Raw genomic sequence first — 22,253 nt, 5'->3', positions numbered from 1 at the left:
ATGTTGCGAAGTGTCGTGCTCGCCGGCGGCGGGACAGCCGGCCATGTCGAACCCGCCCTCGCGGTCGCGGACGCCCTGCGTGCCGCCGAGCCCCGGACGCGGCTGACCCTGCTCGGCACCTCCGTCGGCCTGGAGGCGCGGCTGGTGCCCGCCCGCGGGTACGAGCTGGCGACGGTGCCCAAGGTGCCGATGCCCCGCAGGCCCGGCGCCGCGCTGCTGAAGCTCCCCGGCCGGCTGTTCGACGCGGTCCGCCAGGCCGGCGCGACCCTGGACGAGGTGCGCGCCGACGTCGTCGTCGGCTTCGGCGGCTACGTGTCGGTGCCGGCCTACCTGGCCGCGCGCCGGCGCGGCATCCCGATCGTCGTGCACGAGGCGAACCCGCTGCCCGGCATGGCCAACCGGCTCGGCGCCCGGTTCACCCCGTTCGTGGCCACCTCGTACCCGAGCACGCCGCTGCGCGGGGCCACCCTGACCGGCATCCCGCTGCGCGAGGAGATCCTCACCCTGGACCGGTCGCCGACCGCCGCCCGCGCCGCGCGGGCCCACTACCGGCTTGACCCGCACCGCCCCACGCTGCTCGTCTTCGGCGGCTCGCAGGGCGCCCGCAGCCTCAACCAGGTGATGACGGCGGCGGCCCGCCCGCTGGCCACCGCCGGTGTCCAGGTCCTGCACGCCGCCGGACCGAAGAACTACGACGACGTCGCCGCCGCGCTACCCCGTGGCCTGCCGGCCCCCTACGAGCTGCGCCCCTACCTGGACGACATGGCGTCGGCGTACGCCGCCGCCGACATGACGCTGTGCCGCTCCGGCGCGATGACCTGCGCCGAGCTCGCCGCCGTCGGTCTGCCGGCGGCCTACGTCCCACTGCCGATCGGCAACGGCGAGCAGCGCCGCAACGCCCTGCCCACCGTCGAGGCGGGCGGCGGCCTGCTCGTCGACGACGCCGAGCTGTCCGCCGACTGGCTGATCGCCAACGTGCTGCCGGTGCTCACCTCGGCGGAGCGGCTGGCGAAGATGTCGGCGGCCTGCGCCGGCACCGGCTACCCGCAGGCCGCCTCGGCGATCGTCGGCATGATCCGCGAGGCCGCGGGCACCCGGCGCCGTTCCCGCCCCCGCCACGCCGCCTCCTGACCGCTCAGCGCAGCAGGGACAGCACCACCACCGGGATCTCGCGGTCCACCTGCTCCTGATGGCCCTGGATGCCGGGCATCGCCGCAACCAGGGCCTGGTAGAGACGTTCGCGCTCGGTGCCGGTGGCGGTGAGGGCCTCCGCCTCGTGGCGCTCGGTGCCGAGCTCCACGACGACCTTCGGGTTCGCCGCCAGGTTGCGGTACCAGTCCGGGTCGCGCGGCGCGGCCATGTTCGAGGCGAACACGACGATCCGCCCGCCGCCGTTGCTGTCGCCGTCGTTGCCGCCGGGGTCGCTCTCGCCGCCGCCGTCGGCATTGCCGCCGGCGCTCGCGCTGTCCTCGGTGGCGGTGTCCCGCACGTAGCCCAGCGGGGTGGTGTGCTCCCGCCCGGTGCGCCGTCCGGTTGTCGTCAGCAGCACCAGCCGCGAACCGGGCAGCGTCTTCACGAGCTCGCCGCCGGTCGCCCGGTACTCGGCGATCACGGTCTGGTTCACCGCCCGGATGTCGAACCCGGGCCTGGGCGCGTCCTGCGTGTCGGGCATCGTCTCTAGGATCCTCACCGGTCGCCGCCGGCCGGGGCCGGTGGTGGACGTGTTGCGGTAGTCAATCATTTACAGCGCGTAACCGCGAGGAGGATCACCCCGGTGGGCGGGCCGCGCCGTTCTCCGCCCGTCCGCCGTCGACGCCCAGGCGTCGACGCCTGGGCGTGGCCGTCAGGCGTCGGGCGGTGCCTCCAGCGCGGCCAGCAGCCGCGGCCCGACGGTGGTGATCGTGCCCGCGCCCAGGGTGAGCAGCAGGACGCCGTGGGACGGGGCGGGGCCGGTGAGCGCGGTCCGGACGTCGGCGGCGAGGCGGTCGACCAGCGCCAGCCAGGGCACGTAGGCGGCTGTGACAGGGTCGGAGAGCCGCTTGACCAGGTCGGTGGGGTGGCGGCCGAGGTCGTCGGTCTCCCGGGCCGCGTAGATGTCGGTGACGTACACCCGGTCGGCGTCGGTGAAGGCGGTGGCGAAGCCGTCGAGCATCGCCGCGAACCGGCTGTAGGTGTGGGGCTGCAGGACCGCCCACACCTCGCGGCCCCGGGCGCGGGACCTGGCCGCGGCGAGCGTCAGGCGGATCTCGGTGGGGTGATGCGCGTAGTCGTCGATGATCTCGAGGCTGTGGACGCCCGCGGGGTCCGCGTCGGCGGTCGTCGTCGCGGCTGCCGGCGCACCGGCCGACGGCATGGGAACCAGGGCCGGTGCCGAGACCGGAGCGGGAGCCGCCGGTGTGGCGATCGCTGGGCCTGAGCCCGCCGTCAGGGGTGCTGGGGCCGCCGTCAGGGGTGCTGAGGCCGCGGTCCGGGGGGCGAGGGAGGCGGCCCGGGCGCCGGGGACGGCCTGCAGGGCTTCGGCCGCCACGGGGCCGAGGGCCGCGGCCACGGGGGCGTCCGCGGCGCGCCAGAAGCCGACGAACTCGAAGCGGCGGGCCGCGCCGGTGTAGGTGGCGAGGGTCGCCAGGGACTGGGCGGGCTCGACGCCGAGATCGGTGGCCACGGCCAGGGCCGCGAGCGCGTTGAGGACGGAGTGCCGGCCGGGCACGCCGAGCGTGAGGGTGCCGACCTCCTCGCCGCCGCGCAGCACGACCGCCCGGGCGGTGTCGTCGCCGCGGGTGGGGTCCACGTCCACCGCCCGCCAGTGCCGCTCGGCGCCGAACCCGTAGTCGATCACGCTGAACGCCGGCCCGGCCGCGGCCCCCGTCGTGCCGGCCGCGGATGTCGCCGGCTCGGGCGCCACCGGCGCCGTCTCGGGCGTCTCGGACGGCTCGGGCGGCGTGCCGGGGGTGCTCAGCCGCGCCAGGACGGCGGCCACGCCGGGATCGTCCCCGCACACCACCAGGCGCCCGCCGGGCCGCACCCGGCGGGCGAAGGCGGTGAAGGCCGCCTGCACGGCCGCGGCGTCCGGGAAGATGTCGGGGTGCTCCCACTCGACGTTGGTGATCACCGCGACGGTGGGCTCGAGCCCGGCGAACGCGCCGCCGTACTCGTCGGACTCCAGCACGAACACGTCGCCGGCGCCGGTCAGCGCGTTCCCGCCGAGTTGGGACACCTCGGCGCCGATGACCGCCGTCGGGTCGAGCCCGGCGGCGCGCAGCACCAGCGCCAGCATCGCCGACGTCGTCGACTTGCCGTGCGAGCCGGCGACCGCGACCAGCCGGTAGTCGGCGGTGAGCTCCGGCAGCCACTCGGTGCGCCGGCGCACCGGTAGGCCGAGCCGGCGGGCGGCGACGATCTCAGGATGATCGTCGGGCAGCGCGCTGGAGGCCACGACGACGTCCACCCCGGCGAGTTCGGCGGCGATCGCGTCCGCGGCGGGCGGCGGGCCGACCCGGACGGGCACGCCCCGGGCCCGCAGGGTCGCCACCCGCGGCGACTCCTCCGCGTCGCTGCCGCTGACGGTCCCGCCGCCGGCGAGATGGATCTGGGCCAGCGGCGACAGGCCCGCGCCGCCGATGCCGAGGAAGTGGACGTGCTGGGTGCGGTGACGGGTCACGGGGGCAGTACACCATTCCCCGGCCGGGCCCCCACGTTCCCCCTTGATCGTGCCCCGACGGGGCCGCCGACACGGAAGTGCCAGAAATCGCAGACACGAAGCGGTGTGACGCGCCGACAGCTTCCTTGACCCCCGCCGAAGCCGTGCCTACTGTCCGATTCACAGCCGGAAGTTGACATAACTGTAACCGTCTAGCTGACGGTGAAGGTTGAGACTCCGACTGCTTCCCCCGCTCGCCGCGCGGCTGTGTCGTCCCGCGGCGCCGCAGGGGCGGGGCCAATCCCCGTCCGACCACCGACGCCGCTGGAGGACCGACACCGCATGGCTGCCCCACAGAACTATCTCGCGGTCATCAAGGTCGTCGGGATCGGTGGTGGTGGCGTCAACGCCGTCAACCGGATGATCGAAGTCGGTCTCAAGGGCGTCGAGTTCATCGCCATCAACACCGACGCCCAGGCCCTGCTGATGAGTGACGCCGACGTCAAGCTCGACGTCGGCCGCGAGCTGACCCGGGGCCTCGGCGCCGGGGCCGACCCGGAGGTGGGCCGCCAGGCCGCCGAGGACCACCGTGAGGAGATCGAGGAGGTCCTCAAGGGGGCCGACATGGTCTTCGTCACCGCGGGCGAGGGCGGTGGCACCGGGACGGGTGGCGCGCCCGTCGTCGCGAACGTGGCCCGCTCGCTCGGCGCCCTCACCATCGGTGTGGTCACCCGCCCGTTCACCTTCGAGGGACGGCGCCGGGCCACCCAGGCCGACACGGGTATCGACACTCTGCGCAACGAGGTCGACACCCTCATCGTCATCCCGAACGACCGCCTGCTCGCGATGACGGACCGTGACATCAGTGTGCTCGACGCCTTCCGCAGTGCCGACCAGGTGCTGCTGTCCGGTGTCCAGGGCATCACGGACCTGATCACCACCCCCGGCCTGATCAACCTTGACTTCGCCGACGTGAAGACCGTCATGTCGCACGCCGGCAGCGCCCTGATGGGTATCGGCCGCGCCCGCGGTGACGACCGCGCCACGGTCGCCGCCGAACAGGCCATCGCCTCGCCGCTGCTGGAGGCGAGCATGGACGGCGCCCAGGGCGTGCTGCTCAACATCTCCGGCGGGTCGGACCTCGGTCTGTTCGAGATCAACGCCGCCGCCGAGCTCGTCGCCGACGCGGCGCATCCCGAGGCCAATATCATCTTCGGTGCCGTGATCGACGACGCGCTCGGGGACGAGGTGCGGGTCACGGTCATCGCCGCCGGCTTCGACACGGTGCAGGACAGACGCACCCGGGGTCTCGCCCCGTCGTCGACGCGCCGCCCGGCCGCGCCGGGACCGCCGGCCCAGGGCGGTCCACCGGCGGGCGCCGGCACCGGGGCCGCGGTGGCCCCGGCCGGCGGGTCGTCGTCGAACACGACGATCCTGCCGCCGCTGCCGACGATCGCCGGCGCCCCGGTCCGGACGGTCGCGGCCGCGCCGGCCCCGGCGCCCGCGCCGCCGGTCCCGCCGCAGCCCCCGGTCCAGCCGGCGCCGACAACGCCGAGCTACCTGCAGGCCCCACCGTCGCCGATCAGCTCGTCGAACGTGGGCCACTACCACCCGGACCCGCTGCCGGAGCCGGCGGCGACGCGCGAGCCGTTCGGCCCGGGCGAGCCGACGGTCATCCCGACGGTGGAGTCGCGGGTCGCCCCGCCGGCACGGGAGCCCGTCGAGCCGACCGCCGCCGACCCGCTCTACGGCCAGCAGCACCGGGCGGAGCAGCCGCGGGCCACCGGGCCGCGCCCGACCTACCCGCCCCGCCGGCCGATCCGCCCGATCGCCGACGACGACGAGCTGGACGTGCCGGACTTCCTCAAATAGCCCCGGCCGGGCAGACTTCCGGCCATGCCGGTTCTCGTCACCTCGCGGGCGGGCGGGGTCAGCGCTCCGCCGTTCGGCGGGCTCAACCTCGGGGATCATGTCGGTGACGCGGCGGCGTCCGTCGAGGAGAACAGGCGCCGGCTGGCGGCGCGGGTCGGGATGCCGGTGCGGTACATGCGCCAGGTGCACGGGCGGCACGTTGTCGTCGCCCGTGAGCCCGGTCCGGTGCCCGAGGCGGACGCGATGGTCACCGACGTCGCGGGCCTCGCGCTCGCGGTGATGGTCGCCGACTGTGCCCCGGTGCTGTTCGAGGGGCCCACCGCGGTGGGCGTCGCCCACGCCGGCCGGGTCGGCATGGCCGAGGGTGTCATCGCCGCGACGCTGGCCGCCCTCAAGGAGCTTGGTGCCACGCCGGAAGAGCTGGCGGTGACGGTCGGCCCCTGCGTGTGCGCGGGGTGCTATGAGGTGCCGGCACCGCTGCGGGCCGAGGTTGAGCGGCGGGTGCCGGGCAGCGCGGCCACCAGCAGAGAGGGCACCGCCGCGATCGATCTGCGCGCCGGCATAGTGGGCCAGCTCACGACGGCCGGTGTGGCGAATATCATAGTCTCTCCCCGCTGTCCCGCGGAGAACGCCGAGCTCTACTCCTACCGCCGCGACGGCCGCACCGGCCGGTTCGCCGGCGTCGCCTGGCTCGGGCCGGCCACCCCGTGACCGGTGGCACCGGTGCCGGGCTCGGGCCGGCCGCCGGCTTCGGTACCGAGGATGACGAGGCGGCGGCCGCGCGGCGGGCCGGGCTGACCGGCCGGCTCGAGCGCGTCCGGGAGCGGATCGACGCCGCCGCGCGGGCGGCCGGGCGCGATCCGGCGCGGCTGACCCTCATCGCCGTGAGCAAGACCTACCCGGCCGAGGATGTCGTGATGCTGCACACACTCGGGCTGCGGGACTTCGCCGAGAACCGGGAGCAGGAGGCCGGCCCGAAGGTGAACCTCGTCACGCGGGGGCTGGCCGCCGGGCCGGCCGGGCCGGTCGGGCCGGTCGGGCCGGTCGCGGGCGGATCGGGGCCCTTCGGCGCGGCGGACGGGCCGCGCTGGCACTTCGTCGGCCAACTCCAGCGCAACAAGGCCCGTTCTGTTCTGCGTTGGGCGGACTGGGTGCAGTCGGTGGACCGTCCGGGCCTGGTGGGCGTCCTGTCTCGGCTCGCCGTCGAGCGCGGCCTGCCGCTGTCGGTCTGCCTTCAGGTTTCCTTGGGTATCCGGAGTGCTACCGATGGGTCGGATACGGCCGGGGTTGCCGGTTCGGGCCGGGGAGGCATCGATCCGGGTGGTCTCCCCGACCTCGCCGATCTCGTCGCGGAGGCTCCGGGGCTGGAACTGCGGGGGGTCATGGCGGTCGCTCCCCGTGGTGAACCCGCCCGCTCTGCCTTCGAACTGCTACGCAAGGTGTCGAATCGGCTGGTCGCGGACCACCCTGAGGCCACTGTCATCAGCGCCGGCATGTCAGGAGACCTGGAGGCCGCGATCGCCGAGGGCGCGACACACCTTCGGATCGGGACCGCTTTGTTCGGTGAACGGCCTGGTGTCCCTTAGAGTCGCGCCCATGGGGCTCGGGCGCAGGGCGATGGTCTACCTCGGTCTGGCCGAGGAGGACGACGACTATCTCGATGACGACTACGACGACGACGGTCGTGCGGTCGGTCATGACCGTGTGCATGGTCACGACGACCGGCGTGCGATGCACGATCCGGTCCCGATGGACCGGACGGTCCGTCGGATCGACGCACGGGAGGAGCCGGTCGCCATGACGCGACGCCCGCCGGTCGAACCACTGCGCCCCGCCGCACCCATGCCAGTGCGCAGGGTGGGGCCCGTGGAGGAGCCGCACCCCTACCGGATCACGACGCTCCAGCCACGTAGCTACAATGAGGCGCGGCAGATCGGCGAGGAGTTCAGGGACGGCACCCCCGTTATCATGAACCTCACCGACATGGACGATGTCGACGCCAAGCGTCTGGTCGACTTCGCCGCCGGGTTGATCTTCGGTCTGCGTGGCGACATCGAGAAGGTGACCAACAAGGTCTTCCTTCTGTCGCCGCACAACGTCGAGGTCACCGAGACGGACAAGCGACGCATCCGCGAGGGTGGGTTCTACAACCAGTCATGACGGGGAGCGTGATCATGTGATGCCTCCCCCTGGTCCCCAGGAGAGAGCACCATCAGCACGCTAGGATCCCTGCTCTCGTGGCTGCTTTTGGTCTATCTCCTGTTCCTGATAGCCCGGTGGATCACGGATCTGGTGCTCGTCCTCGGCCGTTCGTTCCGTCCGTCCGGCCCTCTGTTGGTGATCTTCGAGTCCGTGTACACGGTGACTGACCCCCCGTTGAAGTTCATCCGACGTATCCTGCCCCCGTTGAGGGTGGGTAGCGTTCAGCTTGACCTCGGATATCTGGTGCTCTTCTTGGTGATCTTCGTGTTGCGAAGCTATGCCCAGAGGCTGTGACGGGGTTGTGTGCACACCGCGAACGCGGGCGCGGCAGACTGCCCGCAGACCGCCCTCTCTTCGGGGAGCGGCGATGCCGCACGAGGAGGCGACGTGGCTCTGACACCACAGGACGTTCAGAACAAGGTCTTCAGTCCGACGAGGTTTCGCACCGGCTACAACGAGGATGAGGTCGACACCTTCCTCGACGAGGTCGAGGCGGAGCTGACCCGGCTGCTCGACGAGAACAGCGACCTGCGCCGGCAGCTTGACGAGGCCCGCCGCTCCGGCGGTGGCGGCCCGGGCGTGCCCGCCCAGATCCTGGAGGAGAACCAGGGTCTGCGTCGCCAGGTCGAGGAGGCCCGTCGCCAGCTCGCCCAGATGCAGGCGCAGGCGGCCCAGGCCGCCCGCGAGCGCGCCGCCCAGCAACAGCAGCAGCCCCCCGTCCCGCAGCCGCAGCCGCAGCAGGGCGGCGCTCCGACGACGGTCATCCCGGCCGTCGGCGCAGGTGGCGGCAACGTGCCCGCCCGCACCGGCCCTGGTCAGGCGTCCGAGGCCGAGATCGAGCAGCGGGTCGCGCGCACCCTTGTGCTCGCCCAGCGCACCGCCGACGAGGCGCTGCGCGAGGCGCGGGCCGAGTCCGAGCGCGCACGGCGTGAGGCCCGGTCCGACGCGGACCGCATCATCGGCGAGGCCCGGGCGCACGTCGCCGAGCAGCTCGGCGGTCTCGAGGAGGACAAGCGCCGCCTGGAGGGCCAGGTCGAGCAGCTGCGCGCCTTCGAGCGTGAGTATCGCACCCGCCTGCGGGCCTACCTGGAGATGCAGCTGCGCGACCTCGACGGCATGCCGACCCAGCCCGCCGTCGGCGCCGGCGGCCCGCCGCGGCCCGGCCTCAACCCCGGCGGCCAGCCTCCGCAGCCGCCCGCGGTCGGCATGGGCCCGAACGGCGGCCAGCAGGGCCCGGCCCACCAGCCGACGTTCCCGCCCGGCCCGCCGCTGCCCGCCGGCGCGATCGCCCGCGACAACGGTCACGGCCGCCCCGAGATGGACCCGAACCGGCGCGACGCCCCCGGCATGCAGGACTTCTGATCCCTCACGCCACACACCCCGGCCCTGCCCGCCGCCGGCGCGCCGGCCCGCTCCGGGACAGCGGGTGGAACGCGACCGGCCGCGCGCCCGGGCCGTCAGCCGACAAGGCGCCGCGCGGGGGAATGCCACGCGGATCGGTCTTCTGCGATGCCCTGACCTGGCCGATCCCGTGTTGACGCTCTGTGGTGCGCTGCTCGGGGTCGGCATCGTGCTGGCCGTTGTCGGTCTCCTCGCCGGCAGCGGCTTCGTCTATGCCTCCCTGATCGTGACGCTCCTCGTCGCCGCGCTGCTGCCGCTGGGCGCCGCCCGCCGTTCTACCCCGTCCTGACCGCCGCCTCCCGCCCGTGGCCCGGGCGAGAGCCGTGCCCGTTCTGGTGACGCATCCAACCCCTGTAGTCACCTCTCGTGCTCGCTCGTTTGCCGCGCGCAGGCGTCTCCGGCCTGACATCCTCCGGTCCCACCGGGCCGTTGCCACGGATGGTTACGCGGGTTTTCCTGGCCGTGCGTGGGAGTGGGTCCTTCCGTGTCGCCTTGTAGGGACGAAACGGACACCGCACCCTGCAGAACGACACCCGTAGCCCCTCAGCCCCCGCAACCCCCGCCGGCGACCCCGCGTACCGCGACGACCCGACACATCCCGCTGCCACGAACCCGCCGCGGCAACGACCGTGGAGATCAAAGTCGAGGCGCGACCCAACGGGGGGACGGTTCGGCGGGCGGGTGAGGGTGGGTGCGGCCCGGTGACGCGACCGGGGCAGGGGTGCCACCGGTCGACGTCAGGTGCCACCGGTCGGCGCCAGCGCAAGGGGCTCGAATCCGCGGAACGCGGTCAGGCGGTCAGTGGGGCGTGGTGGGGCCAGGGTGAACGCGAAGCCGACGCCGTCAGTTGAGCGACGGCGTGTGGCGGGCCAGGGTGAAGGTGAAGCCGAGGCCGTCCTCGTCGGCAGGCAGTTCCGCGGCGGCGGGGGTGAGGTCGGGCGCCTCGGCGAAGGTGGTCGCGAGGACCTCGTCGGCGACGGTGGCGCCGTGCGTGCGCAGGGCGAGCGCGGTGTCCTCGCGAGTCGCCGACCAGCGGATGTCGACCCGGTCGGTGATCTCCAGACCGGCTGCCTTGCGGGCGTCCTGGAGCACCCGGACGACGTCACGGGCCAGGCCCGCCCGCGCCAGGTCCGGCGTGATCTCCAGGTCCAGGGCCACCGACAGGCCGGACTCGGCGGTGACGGCCCAACCCTGCCGCGGCGTCTCGGTGATGATCAGATCTTCCCCGGACAGGTCGATGGTCTCGCCGTCCAGGGTGATGGTGAGGCGACCGTCGACGGGGGTGCCGGCGGTGGTGATCGCGGCGGCGACGGCCTTCGTGCGGTTGCCGAAGCGCCGGCCCAGGGCGCGGAAGTTCGGCTTCACGGTGATGTCGACGACGTCGGAGGTCGCCGGCTCCACGACGCTGACGTTGAGTTCCTCGGCGATCTGGTCGCGCAGCTCGGCGGTGAGGGTGTCGAAGGCGGCGGCGCCGACGACCGCGCGCGGCAGCGGCTGGCGGGTGCGCACCCCGCTGGACGCCCGCGCCGCCCGGCCCAGCTCGACGATCCGGCGGACGAGGTCCATCTGCGCCGACAGCTCCGGCGAGCGCAGCCCGTCGGGCAGCGTCGGCCAGGCCGCCAGGTGCACCGAGTCCGGGGCCTGCGGGGAGGCGTCGGCGAACAGCCGCGCCCACAGCCAGTCGGTGAGGAACGGCGTGAACGGCGCCATCACCCGGGTCAGCGCGTCCAGGCAGGTGTGCAGGGTGTCGAGCGCGTCCGGGTCGCCGGCCCAGAAGCGGCGCCGGGAGCGGCGGACGTACCAGTTGGACAGGTCGTCGACGAACCGGGAGATGCGCCGCCCGGCACGCAGCGAGTCGAAGCCGGCCAGCGCCTCGTCCACCTCGGCGACGGTGTCGGCGAGCTCGGACAGCGCCCACCGGTCCAGCACGTGCCGGTCGGCGGCCGGCGTCGGCGCCTGCGCGCCGGAGCCCGGGCGCCAGCCGGCGGCGCCGGCGTACAGGGCGAAGAACGACGCGGTGTTCCAGTAGGTCAGCAGCACGCGGCGGACGATGTCCTCGATCGCCTCGTGGCCGACGCGGCGGTCCGCCCACGGCGAGCCGCCGGCGAGCATCAGCCAGCGCACCGCGTCCGCGCCGTGCCGCTCGAACAGCTCGAACGGGTCGAGGACGTTGCCGACGTGCTTGCTCATCTTGCGGCCGTCCGCGTCGAGCAGCAGGCCCAGGCACAGCACCGTCTCGTAGGAGGAGCGGTCGAACACCAGGGTGCCGATCGCCATCAGGGTGTAGAACCAGCCGCGGGTCTGGTCGATCGCCTCGCAGATGTACTGCGCCGGGTACTGGCGGGCGAACTCCTCGGCGCCCTGGTGCGGAGCGCCCCACTGGGCGAACGGCATCGCGCCGCTGTCGTACCAGACGTCGATCACCTCGGGCACCCGCCGGGCCGTCGCGGCGCACGTCGGGCAGGGCAGGGTGACGTCGTCGACGAAGGGGCGGTGCGGGTCGAGGGCGACGAGGTCGCGGCCGGCGAGCTCGGACAGCTCGGCGAGCGAGCCGACGCAGACGAGGTGGGCCGGGTCGGCCTCGCAGCGCCAGACCGGCAGCGGCGTGCCCCAGTAGCGGTTGCGGGACAGCGCCCAGTCGACGTTGCCGCGCAGCCACTCGCCGTAGCGGCCGTCGCGGATCCGCCCGGGGTGCCAGTCGGTGGCCGCGTTCTGCGCCATCAGCTGGTCGCGGATGGCCGTGGTGCGGATGTACCAGGACGGCAGCGGATAGTAGATCAGCGGCGTGTGGCAGCGCCAGCAGTGCGGGTAGCTGTGCGTGTAGGTCAGCGCCCGCCACAGCCGGCCGCGGGCGCGCAGGTCCGCGGTCAGCGGGGCGTCGGCGTCCTTGAAGAACTGGCCGCCGACGAGCGGCGTACTGGAGAGGAAGCGGCCGTCGGTGCCGACCGGGTTGACCACCGGCAGGCCCGCGGCCCGGCAGACCGCGAGGTCCTCGGCGCCGAACGCGGGAGACTGGTGCACGAGGCCGGTGCCATCCGTGGTCGTCACGTAGTCGGCGAGCACGACGGTGTGCGGCGTGCCGGTGCCGGTGGCGAACAGCGCGGCGTCGAGCAGCTCGAACGGGCGGGCGTAGCGGGCGCCGGCGAGCGCGCTGCCGCGGAAGCGCTCCAGAACCTCGGCGTCCTCGCCGACCGCCGCCCCCACCAGCGGCTGCGCGACGACGAACAGCTCCCCGCCGCCTGCCGCGGCCTCGCTCCCGCCGGCCGAGCCGCCGCCGGCTCGGACCAGCGCGTACTCGACGTCCGGGTGCACGGCGACGGCGGTGTTCGACACCAGCGTCCACGGCGTCGTCGTCCACACCAGCAGTTCCGCACCGCGCTCGGCGAGGCCGAGGGAGTCGGCCACGAGCGGGAAGCGGACGTAGACCGACGGGTCGTCGACGTCGGCGTAGCCCTGGGAGACCTCGTGGTCGGACAGCGGCGTCTCGTCGCGCGGGCAGTAGGGGGTGACGCGGAAGTCCTCGACCAGCAGGCCCTTGTCGAAGATCTGCTTGAGTGACCACCAGACGCTCTCGATGTAGCTGGTGTCCATCGTGCGGTAGGCGCCGTCGAGGTCGACCCAGTAGCCCATCCGCTCGGTCATCGCGGAGAAGTCCGCGACGTGGCGCAGCACCGATTCGCGGCAGCGGGCGTTGAACTCGGCGATCCCGTAGTCCTCGATGTCGTTCTTGCTGGTGAAGCCGAGTTCCTTCTCCACCGCGAGCTCGACGGGCAGGCCGTGGCAGTCCCAGCCGGCGCGGCGGGGGACGTGGAAGCCCTTCATCGTCCGGTAGCGGGGGAAGAGGTCCTTGAAGACCCGGGCCTCGACGTGGTGGGCGCCGGGCTTGCCGTTCGCCGTCGGCGGGCCCTCGTAGAAGACCCACAGCGGACGCTCGGCGCTCGCCTCCAGCGACCGGTGGAAGACCTTGGTGTCGCGCCAGCGGGCCAGCGTCTCGCGCTCGAGCGCGGGCAGGTCCACCTGCGCGGGCAGGGGCGCGTAGGACGGGGTGCGCGGGGCGGTGTTCATCGTGGCGGACCTGCGTCTTCCTCGGTCGTCGTGCTCGCTCCGTCGGTGGCCAACGGAGGGACGACGCCACACCGGCCCCGCCTGACGCCGACGCCCGGACGGCCGACCGGCCCACCTGGCCGGCACCGCCACGACGCCCGCCAGGAGAACGGTGGGTACCGCGGTACCACCCTCCTTGCGCGCCCCTCGGCGCCGGACTGCCTCCCGCCACCGTGGGCGGGAGCCGGACCCGGGGGACGGCCGCTTCATGGCGCGCGCGACGGCCGGATCTACTGGGGCGCCGCCGGCCACAGCCGCCGAGAACCCGTTCTGCCGGCGACTCGGGGGTGATCTTCGCGGCGCGCTGGCCACCGGGCTTCCACCAACCCCGGCTCGCTCCGGCTGCGCCCGCCGCTACTCGTCCCCGTCGACGCCCTGCCGCGTGCTCGCCCAGTGTACAAGCGTCCTTGCGGGGCGCAGAGCGGGGCGAACGGCTCCTCCGCCGGCCCGGGGCGGCCCGTACAGTGGTTCAGATGGGGGAGGCGACGACCATCGGGAGCAGTGTGTCCGAAGATCCCGGCGGCCGCGGGGCGGCCGTCACGAGGGGTCGGTCCGCGCCGTCCGCCTCCCGGCGCCCCATTGCCGCGCTGGTGCTGATCGGCGCGTCGATCCTGGTGTTCGACATCGTGACCAAGCACATCGCGGTGGCCACCCTGTCCGACCGCGGCCCGGTCAAGATCATTCCTGGTGTGCTCGACCTGGAGCTCACCCGCAACTCGGGCGCCGCGTTCAGCCTCGCCGGCGGGGCGACGGTGGTGCTCAGCCTGGTGGCGCTCGTCGTGATCGCGGTGGTCGTCTTCACCGCCCGGCGGCTGCGCTCGGCGGGCTGGGCGGCGGTTCTCGGGGCGCTGCTCGGTGGCGCGCTCGGCAACCTCGTCGACCGGATCTTCCGCGCTCCCGGGCCGCTGCGCGGGCATGTCGTCGACTTCGTCTACCTGCACCACTGGCCGATCTTCAACGCGGCGGACACGGCGATCGTCTGCGGCGGCATCCTGGCCATGGTGCTGTCCCTGCGCGGCATCGGCCTGGACGGCACGCCCATCGGTGAACCAGCCCCGCGAGCCGGATCCGCCGACCCCGCCGAGTCCCTCGACCGTGCCGACGCCATCGACCGCGCTGCGTCGACGGACCGCGCTGCGTCGGTCGACCGTGCTGCGTCGGTCGACGGTGCCGAGGCCGGTGAACGGGCCGAACTCGCCAAACGCGGCGCGGACGGCGAGCGGGGCGAGGCGAGCCGGCGGCCGGGGCCGTGACCGCGGGCGGAGACCTGCGCGCCGTACCGGTGCCGGACGGACTCGACGGCATTCGCCTCGACGCGGCGATCGCCCGCATGTTCGGGCTGTCCCGCACCGCCGCGGCCACCCTCGTCGACGACGGGCAGGCGAGCATCGACGGGCGGGTCCGCGGCCGGTCCGACCGGGTGCACGGCGGGGCCTGGCTGGAGGTGCGCCTGCCCGCGCCGCCGCGGCCGGTCACCCTGGAGGCCACCCCGGTCGAGGGCCTCGGCATCCTGCACGACGACGACGACATCGTGGTCGTGGACAAGCCGGTCGGCGTCGCCGCCCACCCCGCGCCCGGCTTCACCGGCCCGACGGTGATCGGCGCGCTGGCCGCCGCCGGCTACCGCATCGCCACCTCCGGCGCCGCGGAGCGCCAGGGCGTCGTGCACCGCCTCGACGTCGGGACCACCGGCGTCATGGTCATCGCCAAGAGCGAACGCGCCTACACACTGCTCAAGCGGGCGTTCAGGGAGCGCGACGTCGACAAGCGCTACCGCGCCGTCGTGCAGGGCCATCCCGACCCGCTGCGGGGCACCGTCGACGCGCCGATCGACCGCCATCCCCGCCGCCCGGGCCTGTTCGCCGTCGTGGCGGACGGCAAGCCCAGCGTCACCCACTACGACCTGATCGAGGCGTTCCGGGCGGCGTCGCTGCTGTCGATCCGCCTGGAGACGGGCCGCACCCACCAGATCCGCGTGCACATGTCGGCGTTGCGCCACCCCTGCGTCGGCGACCTCGCCTACGGCGCCGACCCGACGCTCGCCGGTCGGCTCGGCCTCACCCGGCAGTGGCTGCACGCGGCGCACCTGTCCTTCGAGCATCCCGGGTACGGCGGTCGCGTCACGTTCACCAGCCCGGATCCGGCGGATCTGGCCGAGGCGGTGGAAAGGCTCAGGGAGCACGCATGACCGAGTCGGTGGTGGCGGACGAGCCGCTCCCGTCGCCCCACGACGCCACGCCGCCCGTCGGCGCCCGCTCGGTGGTCGATGTCGCCGTGCCGAGTGCTCCTGCGCCGTCGGCCGACTCCCTGACGCTGGCTGTCGCGTCGGGGACCGAGGGGTCGGGGACCGAGGGGTCGGGGACCGGGGCGGTTCCCGCGACCGACGTCCCCACGACCACCGACCGACCCGCGTCCGAGGCCGTGTCCGTCCTGGTCGACATCGTTCAGGCGGCCGTCGACCAGAAGGACGGGGACTCCGGCGGGGAGGTGGCCCGCGGCGCGGTGGACGACGGCGTCGACGCCGTGGTGGGCCGGGACGTCGACGGCGAGGCGGGCGGCCTGGACGTCGATGGCGCGCCGACCGCGGCGCAGCGGGCTGCCGGGGATCACGGCGGGGGGCCGGGGCTGGGCGACCTGCTCGACCGGCTCGACGCCGCCGCGCTGCCCGTGCTGTATCGCGCCACCCACGCCGCCCGCACCCAGCTTGTGGGCACCACCGACAGAGAGGTGGCACGGGCGCGGCGGCTCGCGGCCCGGTGGCGTCCCGCTCGGGCGTCCGGGGCCGAATCGGCCGAGGCAGGGGCGGCGAGCGGCCCGCCGGCGCTGCTGGAGGCGGTCGGGGTCGGCCGGGGCGGCGTGGTGGACCGGGGAGCGCGGGCGCTGGTCCTCGGCCTCGTCGCGCTGATCGTGGTGAGTGCGACGGCGGCGATGCTGCAGAGCGTCGACCACGACCGCACGCCGGGCACGCCAGCGCCGTCGGACGCCGCGTCCAGGACGTCGCCATCGGCGCCGGCGGCCGCGGCACCGGTGACGCCGACGGTGACGATCGGCCCGGGCGCGCGCGACGCGGTCGGCGAGTACGTCGGCGCGAGCCGGCAGAACCTCGCCGCGCTGACCGCGGCGGCACCCGGGGCCGACCTGTACGCCGTCGCCAGCCTGACCGAGGCCGTCACCCCCGGTGGCCTGCTGGCCGTCTTCGGTGGCTACCGCATCGTCGAGGTGTTCTTCAGCGCCGGTGTCCTCGGGGAGGTCGAGGCGGCGACCGTGCGCGACCCGGTCGGCGATGTGCAGGCGGCGTTCGCCTCGGCGGCGGCCCAGGCCCAGGCCCGGGCGGCCGCGGACGAGCGGGCGGGGGACGCGAACGCCGACGAGCGGGACCGGCGGGCGGCCGCCGAGCTGCGGGCCGGCTGTGCCTGTCTGTTCGCCGCCGTGGTCCGGGCGCCGGCCGGCCGGCTGACGCAGCTCGCGGCCGATCCCCGGACGCGGGTCGTCGATCCGGCGCCGCCCGGCATCGCGCCGCCGAGTGTGACCTTCCTCCCACTGTCGCCGGATAGGCGCTGACCAGGGGCGGGCCGTCCCGCATTATCTGGCCGGATCGGTGACATCCCGCGGGCATGCCGGGGGATCACCCCGACCATCGTCCTCGGGAGCCCCGCGACCGCCGGCCCGCGGCCACGGGGGAGGATGACCGGGACGGCACGCGGGGACGGCGTCGCGGCGGCGGCACGACGACGCGGCGGCACGGAAGACCGGAAGACCGGAAGACACGGCGACGGCACGACGACGACACGACGACACGACGACGACAAGGAGTCCAGGGGTGAAGCTGGCGAAAGGCACCCGGGAGGTCTTCGACGCGGAGAGCCTGCTCGAGGAGTACCTCGGGCCGCGCAAGCGGGGCCTGCGCTATGCCTACCCCTACTACGACGGGCTGGTCACCAACAACGACCCCGATCTGCTCTGCACGGGCGACCTGCTCGCCCCCTGCCTGCTCGGCGTGCACGTCGACGTCGACCGGATGCACACGCTGACCGCGCTGATGCCGCTGCTGCAGCGGGCGCTGGACAGGCTGCCCCCCGGCATCGACCTCATCGAGGCCGACGAGGTCACCCTCGACCTCGTCGCCGCGCTCTACGACCCGCTCGATGACCCCGACGTCTCCGACCGCGACGTCAAGGGCTCGCTCATCGCCAAGGTCCTGCACCGCAAGCGGCCGGCGCTCGTCCCCCTCTTCGACTCGAAGGTGCGGATCTTCTACCAGCACGAGGACTGCGTGCCGCCGTCGCCGCGCGACGGGCGCAGCTGGCGGCAGTACATGGAGCTGCTGGTCCGCGCGATGCAGTACGACCTGAGGGAGAACGCCGAGGAGTTCCGCCGCCTCGCCGCGCTGGTCCCCGCGGGCGGTCCGCCGGCCACCCCGCTGCGGATGCTCGACGTCGTCGTGTGGATGAGCAGCGCGGTCTGAGGACGGCCGAGGAGTCGACGGGCCGCGCGGTGTGAGGCGTCCCCGCCCACCGGTCGGGCCATCGCGCCGGCCCGGCTGCGAGAATGGGGACGTGCTGAGCTACGCCGTCCGCGGGCTCACCCGTCGACACGGAGTGGGTGAGCACTCCGTCCTCGCCAACGACCGGATCGACCTGGACGTCCGCCAGGGCGAGGTGTTCGGCGTCCTCGGGCCCAACGGCGCCGGCAAGACCACGCTGGTCCGCCAGCTCATGGGGTTGCTGCGGCCCGACGCCGGCACGATCACCATGTTCGGGCGGGATGTCCGCGCCGAGCCCGGCCTGCCCGCCCGCCTGGCTGGCTACCTCGGCCAGGGCGATCTCGCCCTGGCCGAGCTGCCGGTCGGCACCGCGGTGGCGACGACCGCGCGGATGCGCGGGCTGTCCCGCGGCGCGGCCCGCGTGGCCTGCGACGACGTCCTCGACGAGCTCGGCCTGACCGCGGTGGCCGCCCGACCGCTGTCCCGGCTCTCCGGTGGGCAGCGTCGGCTGGCCTGCGTCGCCACGGCGCTCGTCGGCGAGCGCGCGGTGCTCATCCTCGACGAGCCGACCACCGGCCTCGACCCGGTCGCCCGCCGCGCCGTCTGGTCGGCGTTACTGCGCCGCCGTGACGCCGTCGGCACCACGGTGGTGCTGATCACGCACAACGTGCTGGAGGCCGAGTCGGTGCTCGACCGGGTCGCGGTGCTCGAGGCGGGGCGGGTGATCGCCTGTGACACGCCCGGCCAGCTCAAGGCGTCGGTCTCCGGTGACGTCCGGCTCGATCTCGCCTGGCGGCACGAACCGCCGGCCGATGACCCGACCGTCGCGATGCTGGCGGCCCTCGCCACGACCAGCGGCCGCCGCTGGACGGTGCGCCTCGCGCCCGCCGAGGCCCGCGACGCCCTCGGCCGGCTCACCACCGGCGCGGCGTTCGCCGCACTGGACGACTTCAGCCTCGCCACGCCGTCCCTGGAGGACGTGTATCTCACCCTCGGCGGGGCGTCCCGAGACCTGGAGCGGACTTGAGCGTGACCCACAGCTGTCCGGGCCACCAGACGTGGTCCCGATGACGGTCGTCCCCGACGCGCGCGACCTGGCCGCCGCCACGATGCCACCCGTGCCTCGCACCCCCGACTCCGCGACTACGACTACGGCCTCGCCCGCGGCCCCGGCCCCCGCGTCGGCGCCGGGGGTGGATGCGGCCCCGAAGGACGCCTCGCCCGCCGGGACGGCGCCGCCGGTGATCCCGCCGGCCACGTCGTTCGCGGCGGCGTTCGGGGCCGTGTTCCGCGGGCAGCTCGCCCGGTCGAAGGTCGGGCGGATCCCGCTGCTGTTCGTCGCGTCGTTCCAGTCGATCGGCATCCTCGTCCTGCTGCGCGGCATCCTCGACGTCGGCGACACGACCGCCGCCGGTCAGGTCGTGGCGGGGTCCACCGTGCTGGTGGTCGCGTTCGTGGCGCTCAACCTGCTGGCACAGCGCTTCGGCGCGCTGCGCGCGGCCGGCGCCCTCGACTACTACCTGACCCTGCCGGTGCCCCCGGCGGCCGTCGTGCTCGGCACCGCCGCCTCCTACGCCGCCTTCGCCGCGCCCGGCACACTCATCACGGCCGTGTCAGGCAGCCTGCTCTACGGCCTGTCGCTGTCCGGGCTGTGGCTGCTGCTGCCCGTCGTCGTGCTGGCCGGGGTATGCCTGTCCGGCCTCGGGGCCGCCGTCGGCCTGCTGGCTCCGCGCCCGGAGCTCGCGACCATCGCCGGCCAGCTCGGCATGAGCATCGTGCTCTTCCTCGGGGTGATCCCCGCCGATCGGCTGCCCGAGGTCGGCCGGATCGCCCGCGACGCGCTGCCGAGCACCTACGCCGTGGACGCGCTGGCCGCCGCCTTCCAGCCGCACGTCGACTGGGCGATGGTGGTCGCCAACCTGGCCGTGTGCGCCGCCGTCGGGATCGCGGCGCTGGCCGTCGCGGTGATGGCGCTGCGCCGCGTCGGCACCTCCTGAGCCGACGCCTCCGGGGACCTGCCCGAACCCGGGGGATCTCCCGCCGCCCGCGCTACCAGCGCGGCGACGAGACCACTGTCGGCCTACTCTGATCGGGGCGGTGTACCGACACGGTAGTGTCGACCGTCTGCGGGTGAGCGGTCACGCGGCGCCCGCCCAGTGCGAACGCAGCTGACCTCTCCGGCGAAACGGGCGACGTGACGGATCAAGCAGCAGGCTTCCGCGAGGTCCCGGCGGACCGCGCCGGAGCCGCCGTGCCCCCGGCATCGTCGTCGTCCCCGGCATCGTGGTCGTCCCCGGCATCATCGTCCTCCTCGTCCGTGGCCGGCCCGCCGCCGGAGTCCCCGTTCTCGTCCCCGTTCTCGTTCGACCCGGCCGCGGCCGGGTCGCCGCCCGTGCCGCCCTCCGCGGGGCCGCCGACGGGCGCGGCGTCCGCCGGGCTGCCGGTGGTGGGCCGGCGCAGCCTGCTCGCCGGGCTGATCTGCGCGGCGGCGATGGCCGTCGCCGGCTTCCCGCTCGGCCTGCTGTGGGCAGCCGTGGCCCCGCATATCGACCTGGCCAACGCGTTGGCGGGTAACGAGTCGGCGTTCGCGGTGCAGAGCGATGTCGACGCGCGCTTCGGTCTGATCTGTGTGGTCGCCGGTGTGATCGGCGGCGCGGCGGCGTTCTGGCGGGTGCGGGACGCGGGCTGGCCGGTGCCGCTCGGCCTCGCGGCGGGCGGCTTCGGTGGCGCGCTCATCGCCGGCTGGATCGGCCATCTGCGCCGCTCCTCGGCCGCGCTGCACGGCCTGCCGAAGGACGCCTCTCCGGTGCTGGTGGACCTGGTCGACGTGCGGGTCCGCGCGCACGGGCTCTACCTGGTGATGCCGGTCGCCGCCCTGGTCGTCCTCGCCGTCGCCCTGTGGGTGACGTCCTGGCCGGCCGCTCGCGGCCGCTCCCGGGGTGACCGCCGCCCGCGGCTGCTCGGCGCCGAACCGCCGGGGCCCGGTCCCGCGGGCGCAGGCCCGGGTACCGCCGCCGGGGCCGGTCCGGCGGCGCGCGGTCCGGCAATGGGCCGTCCGGGCGTGGGCGGACCGGGGATCGGCATCGCCGGCGACTCGGACGGGGCTGGCGAAACGGCAGGGGAGCCGCCAGGTCGGGACGTTCCCTGAGAGACCGCGGCCGAGGTGAATATCGTGGCGGCATGGGATTGCTGGGGGACCTGATCAGGACCGTGTCCGACCTGCTGTCGAGCGGTCGGCGCGGTGAGGCACCCTCGCGGGAGGGCGGACGGGAGGGCGGTCGGCGTCCGACCGCACCGTCGACGACCCGTGCGACCGCGCCACCGCGGGCCCGTTCCGCCTCTCCCTCCTCGGTGGCCGCGCGTCGTCGCCCGACCCGGCAGCGGGCGCGGCCGTCCCGCGCGAACGCGGAGGTCTCGCCGGGCGAGTCCGGGCCGAACGCCACCGTGGAGGTCGATCCGGGTGGCATCGGGCCGGTGCGGATGAGCTACTCGCCGCAGTCGGACGGGGCTCCGGATCCCGGCGAGATCGTCTGGACGTGGGTGCCGTTCGAGGAGAACGACGGGCGGGGCAAGGACCGGCCGGTGCTCGTGGTGGCTGTCGAGCCCGCGGGCACCTGTCTGGCCGTGCAGCTGACCAGCAGGAACCATGACGGGGACGGCGACTTCGTGTCCGTCGGCGCGGGCGGATGGGACGGCGAGCACCGACCGTCCTGGGTCAACCTGGAGCGGGTGATCCGGGTGCACGAGGACGGGATGCGCCGCGAGTCGACGGCCCTGCCACGCGAGCCGTTCGAGCGGGTCACGGACCGGCTGAGCCAGCGCTACGGCTGGCCCACGGCCTAGTTCGGGCTGGGGTCGACGCGGCGCAGCTCGCTGGAGCCGATGGTGGTGATCTGCTTGAGCAGGCCCACCTCCCGGCGCAGCAGCGCCCGCTCGACGCGCAGCCGGCTGGCGGCGTCGGGCGTCGCGAGCAGGTTCTGCCGCTCGGTGAGGTCGGTGACGGCCGCGGCGGCGATCACGTAGGACAGGGCGATCGGGTCGTCCGGCAGGTCCGGCAGGGAGATCTGGACGGTGCCGGTGTCGGCCAGACCCTGCGCGTAGGCGCGCATGAGCCGCTGCACGGGCGGGACGGCCTCCCGCGCCGCCGCGGCATCGCCGATCTCGTCGGGCAGGAACTCCACCTCGCCGAGCAGATAGGGCGCACTGTGCTGGTCCACCTCGCCGACGCGGAAGCGCCGCCCGCCGACGGTGATCAGGGAGAACCGGCCGTCCGGATGCTCCTGGACGCGGCGCACCACCGCGGTGCAGCCCACCTGGTGCAGCGACGGCAGCGCCGGGCCCACCTCGCGGCCTCGGCGGATCGCCACCACCCCGAACTGGCGGACCTCGTCCTCCGGCTGGGCCAGCAGCTCGCGGACCAGCGCGCGGTAGCGCTCCTCGAAGATCTCCAACGGGAGCACCAGCCCGGGCAGCAGGACAGTGCCGAGCGGGAACAACGCCAGCCGCGTGCTCATCCCGGTGTGCTCCCTCCCCGCAGCCCCGCGAGCCCGTCCC

General features: G+C 74.5%; 20 protein-coding genes. 16 read left to right on the top strand and 4 right to left on the bottom strand.

The annotated features are described in order from the left end of the window. Entirely contained in the window at positions 1 to 1,131 is a 1,131-nt protein-coding gene (gene murG, locus AC6EXY_RS10960) for an undecaprenyldiphospho-muramoylpentapeptide beta-N-acetylglucosaminyltransferase (RefSeq protein WP_101829794.1), read from the top strand. 4 nt (positions 1,132 to 1,135) lie between these two features. Here the strand turns inward: murG and AC6EXY_RS10955 are convergent, their stop codons facing one another. Further along, the gene (locus tag AC6EXY_RS10955; RefSeq protein WP_101829795.1) at positions 1,136 to 1,672 is read right to left on the bottom strand and encodes a nitroreductase/quinone reductase family protein; all 537 of its coding nucleotides are present in this window, start codon (positions 1,670 to 1,672) and stop codon (positions 1,136 to 1,138) included. Positions 1,673 to 1,843: 171 nt separating this feature from the next. Beyond that, on the bottom strand, positions 1,844 to 3,658 hold the full coding sequence (locus AC6EXY_RS10950) for a UDP-N-acetylmuramate--L-alanine ligase (protein WP_243407077.1): 1,815 nt from the start codon (positions 3,656 to 3,658) through the stop codon (positions 1,844 to 1,846). Positions 3,659 to 3,979: 321 nt separating this feature from the next. Here AC6EXY_RS10950 and ftsZ point away from each other — a divergent pair, with 321 nt between their 5' ends. The 7 genes from ftsZ to AC6EXY_RS10915 all read left to right on the top strand — a co-directional run bounded on the left by ftsZ (position 3,980) and on the right by AC6EXY_RS10915 (position 9,401). Next, positions 3,980 to 5,509, top strand: coding sequence for a cell division protein FtsZ (ftsZ, locus tag AC6EXY_RS10945; protein ID WP_101829796.1), 1,530 nt, complete (start codon positions 3,980 to 3,982; stop codon positions 5,507 to 5,509). A 24-nt stretch (positions 5,510 to 5,533) separates the two neighbouring features. After that, positions 5,534 to 6,220, top strand: coding sequence for a peptidoglycan editing factor PgeF (gene pgeF / locus AC6EXY_RS10940; protein ID WP_101829797.1), 687 nt, complete (start codon positions 5,534 to 5,536; stop codon positions 6,218 to 6,220). Next, positions 6,217 to 7,095 carry a YggS family pyridoxal phosphate enzyme gene (locus tag AC6EXY_RS10935; RefSeq protein ID WP_499818604.1) on the top strand — a complete coding sequence of 293 codons (879 nt, stop codon included), beginning with the start codon at positions 6,217 to 6,219 and terminating at the stop codon, positions 7,093 to 7,095. The genes pgeF and AC6EXY_RS10935 overlap by 4 nt, the downstream gene beginning before the upstream one ends. A 10-nt stretch (positions 7,096 to 7,105) precedes the next feature. Then, entirely contained in the window at positions 7,106 to 7,669 is a 564-nt protein-coding gene (locus tag AC6EXY_RS10930; protein ID WP_101829799.1) for a cell division protein SepF, read from the top strand. A gap of 51 nt (positions 7,670 to 7,720) precedes the next feature. Then, positions 7,721 to 8,005 (top strand): YggT family protein, encoded by a 285-nt coding sequence (locus AC6EXY_RS10925; protein WP_499818608.1) that lies wholly within the window; start codon positions 7,721 to 7,723, stop codon positions 8,003 to 8,005. A gap of 93 nt (positions 8,006 to 8,098) precedes the next feature. Further along, positions 8,099 to 9,073, top strand: coding sequence for a DivIVA domain-containing protein (locus tag AC6EXY_RS10920; protein ID WP_101829801.1), 975 nt, complete (start codon positions 8,099 to 8,101; stop codon positions 9,071 to 9,073). Between the two features lie 172 nt (positions 9,074 to 9,245). Further along, a complete protein-coding gene (locus tag AC6EXY_RS10915; RefSeq protein WP_165818189.1) occupies positions 9,246 to 9,401 on the top strand; it encodes a hypothetical protein in 156 nt (51 codons plus the stop codon). Positions 9,402 to 9,955: 554 nt separating this feature from the next. On the opposite strand, the gene ileS is transcribed toward AC6EXY_RS10915, so the two are convergent. Then, positions 9,956 to 13,177 carry an isoleucine--tRNA ligase gene (gene ileS / locus AC6EXY_RS10910; RefSeq protein ID WP_101831391.1) on the bottom strand — a complete coding sequence of 1,074 codons (3,222 nt, stop codon included), beginning with the start codon at positions 13,175 to 13,177 and terminating at the stop codon, positions 9,956 to 9,958. 542 nt (positions 13,178 to 13,719) lie between these two features. On the opposite strand from ileS, the gene lspA reads away from it, so the two are divergent. The 8 genes from lspA to AC6EXY_RS10870 all read left to right on the top strand — a co-directional run bounded on the left by lspA (position 13,720) and on the right by AC6EXY_RS10870 (position 21,542). Next, positions 13,720 to 14,469 (top strand): signal peptidase II, encoded by a 750-nt coding sequence (gene lspA / locus AC6EXY_RS10905; protein WP_499818602.1) that lies wholly within the window; start codon positions 13,720 to 13,722, stop codon positions 14,467 to 14,469. Continuing rightward, a complete protein-coding gene (locus AC6EXY_RS10900; RefSeq protein ID WP_101831392.1) occupies positions 14,466 to 15,404 on the top strand; it encodes an RluA family pseudouridine synthase in 939 nt (312 codons plus the stop codon). Before lspA ends, AC6EXY_RS10900 begins: the two co-directional genes overlap by 4 nt. Next, on the top strand, positions 15,401 to 16,777 hold the full coding sequence (locus AC6EXY_RS10895; protein ID WP_499818600.1) for a hypothetical protein: 1,377 nt from the start codon (positions 15,401 to 15,403) through the stop codon (positions 16,775 to 16,777). Before AC6EXY_RS10900 ends, AC6EXY_RS10895 begins: the two co-directional genes overlap by 4 nt. A 259-nt stretch (positions 16,778 to 17,036) precedes the next feature. Beyond that, the gene (locus tag AC6EXY_RS10890; RefSeq protein WP_101831393.1) at positions 17,037 to 17,681 is read left to right on the top strand and encodes a DUF6308 family protein; all 645 of its coding nucleotides are present in this window, start codon (positions 17,037 to 17,039) and stop codon (positions 17,679 to 17,681) included. 91 nt (positions 17,682 to 17,772) lie between these two features. Further along, a complete protein-coding gene (locus AC6EXY_RS10885; protein ID WP_101831394.1) occupies positions 17,773 to 18,726 on the top strand; it encodes an ABC transporter ATP-binding protein in 954 nt (317 codons plus the stop codon). A gap of 40 nt (positions 18,727 to 18,766) precedes the next feature. Then, the gene (locus AC6EXY_RS10880; protein ID WP_101831395.1) at positions 18,767 to 19,696 is read left to right on the top strand and encodes an ABC transporter permease; all 930 of its coding nucleotides are present in this window, start codon (positions 18,767 to 18,769) and stop codon (positions 19,694 to 19,696) included. A 320-nt stretch (positions 19,697 to 20,016) separates the two neighbouring features. After that, positions 20,017 to 20,847 (top strand): hypothetical protein, encoded by an 831-nt coding sequence (locus AC6EXY_RS10875; RefSeq protein ID WP_499818599.1) that lies wholly within the window; start codon positions 20,017 to 20,019, stop codon positions 20,845 to 20,847. Positions 20,848 to 20,879: 32 nt separating this feature from the next. Further along, on the top strand, positions 20,880 to 21,542 hold the full coding sequence (locus AC6EXY_RS10870) for a type II toxin-antitoxin system PemK/MazF family toxin (protein ID WP_207770255.1): 663 nt from the start codon (positions 20,880 to 20,882) through the stop codon (positions 21,540 to 21,542). Here the strand turns inward: AC6EXY_RS10870 and AC6EXY_RS10865 are convergent. Next, positions 21,539 to 22,213, bottom strand: coding sequence for an LON peptidase substrate-binding domain-containing protein (locus AC6EXY_RS10865; protein WP_101831396.1), 675 nt, complete (start codon positions 22,211 to 22,213; stop codon positions 21,539 to 21,541). The two genes, AC6EXY_RS10870 and AC6EXY_RS10865, sit on opposite strands and share 4 nt — an antisense overlap. Positions 22,214 to 22,253: the final 40 nt, after the last annotated feature.

Source organism: Frankia sp. RB5, from assembly GCF_059816245.1.
The sequence above is the reverse complement of the archived record's forward strand: the minus strand, read 5'-3'. Positions and strand labels throughout refer to the sequence as shown.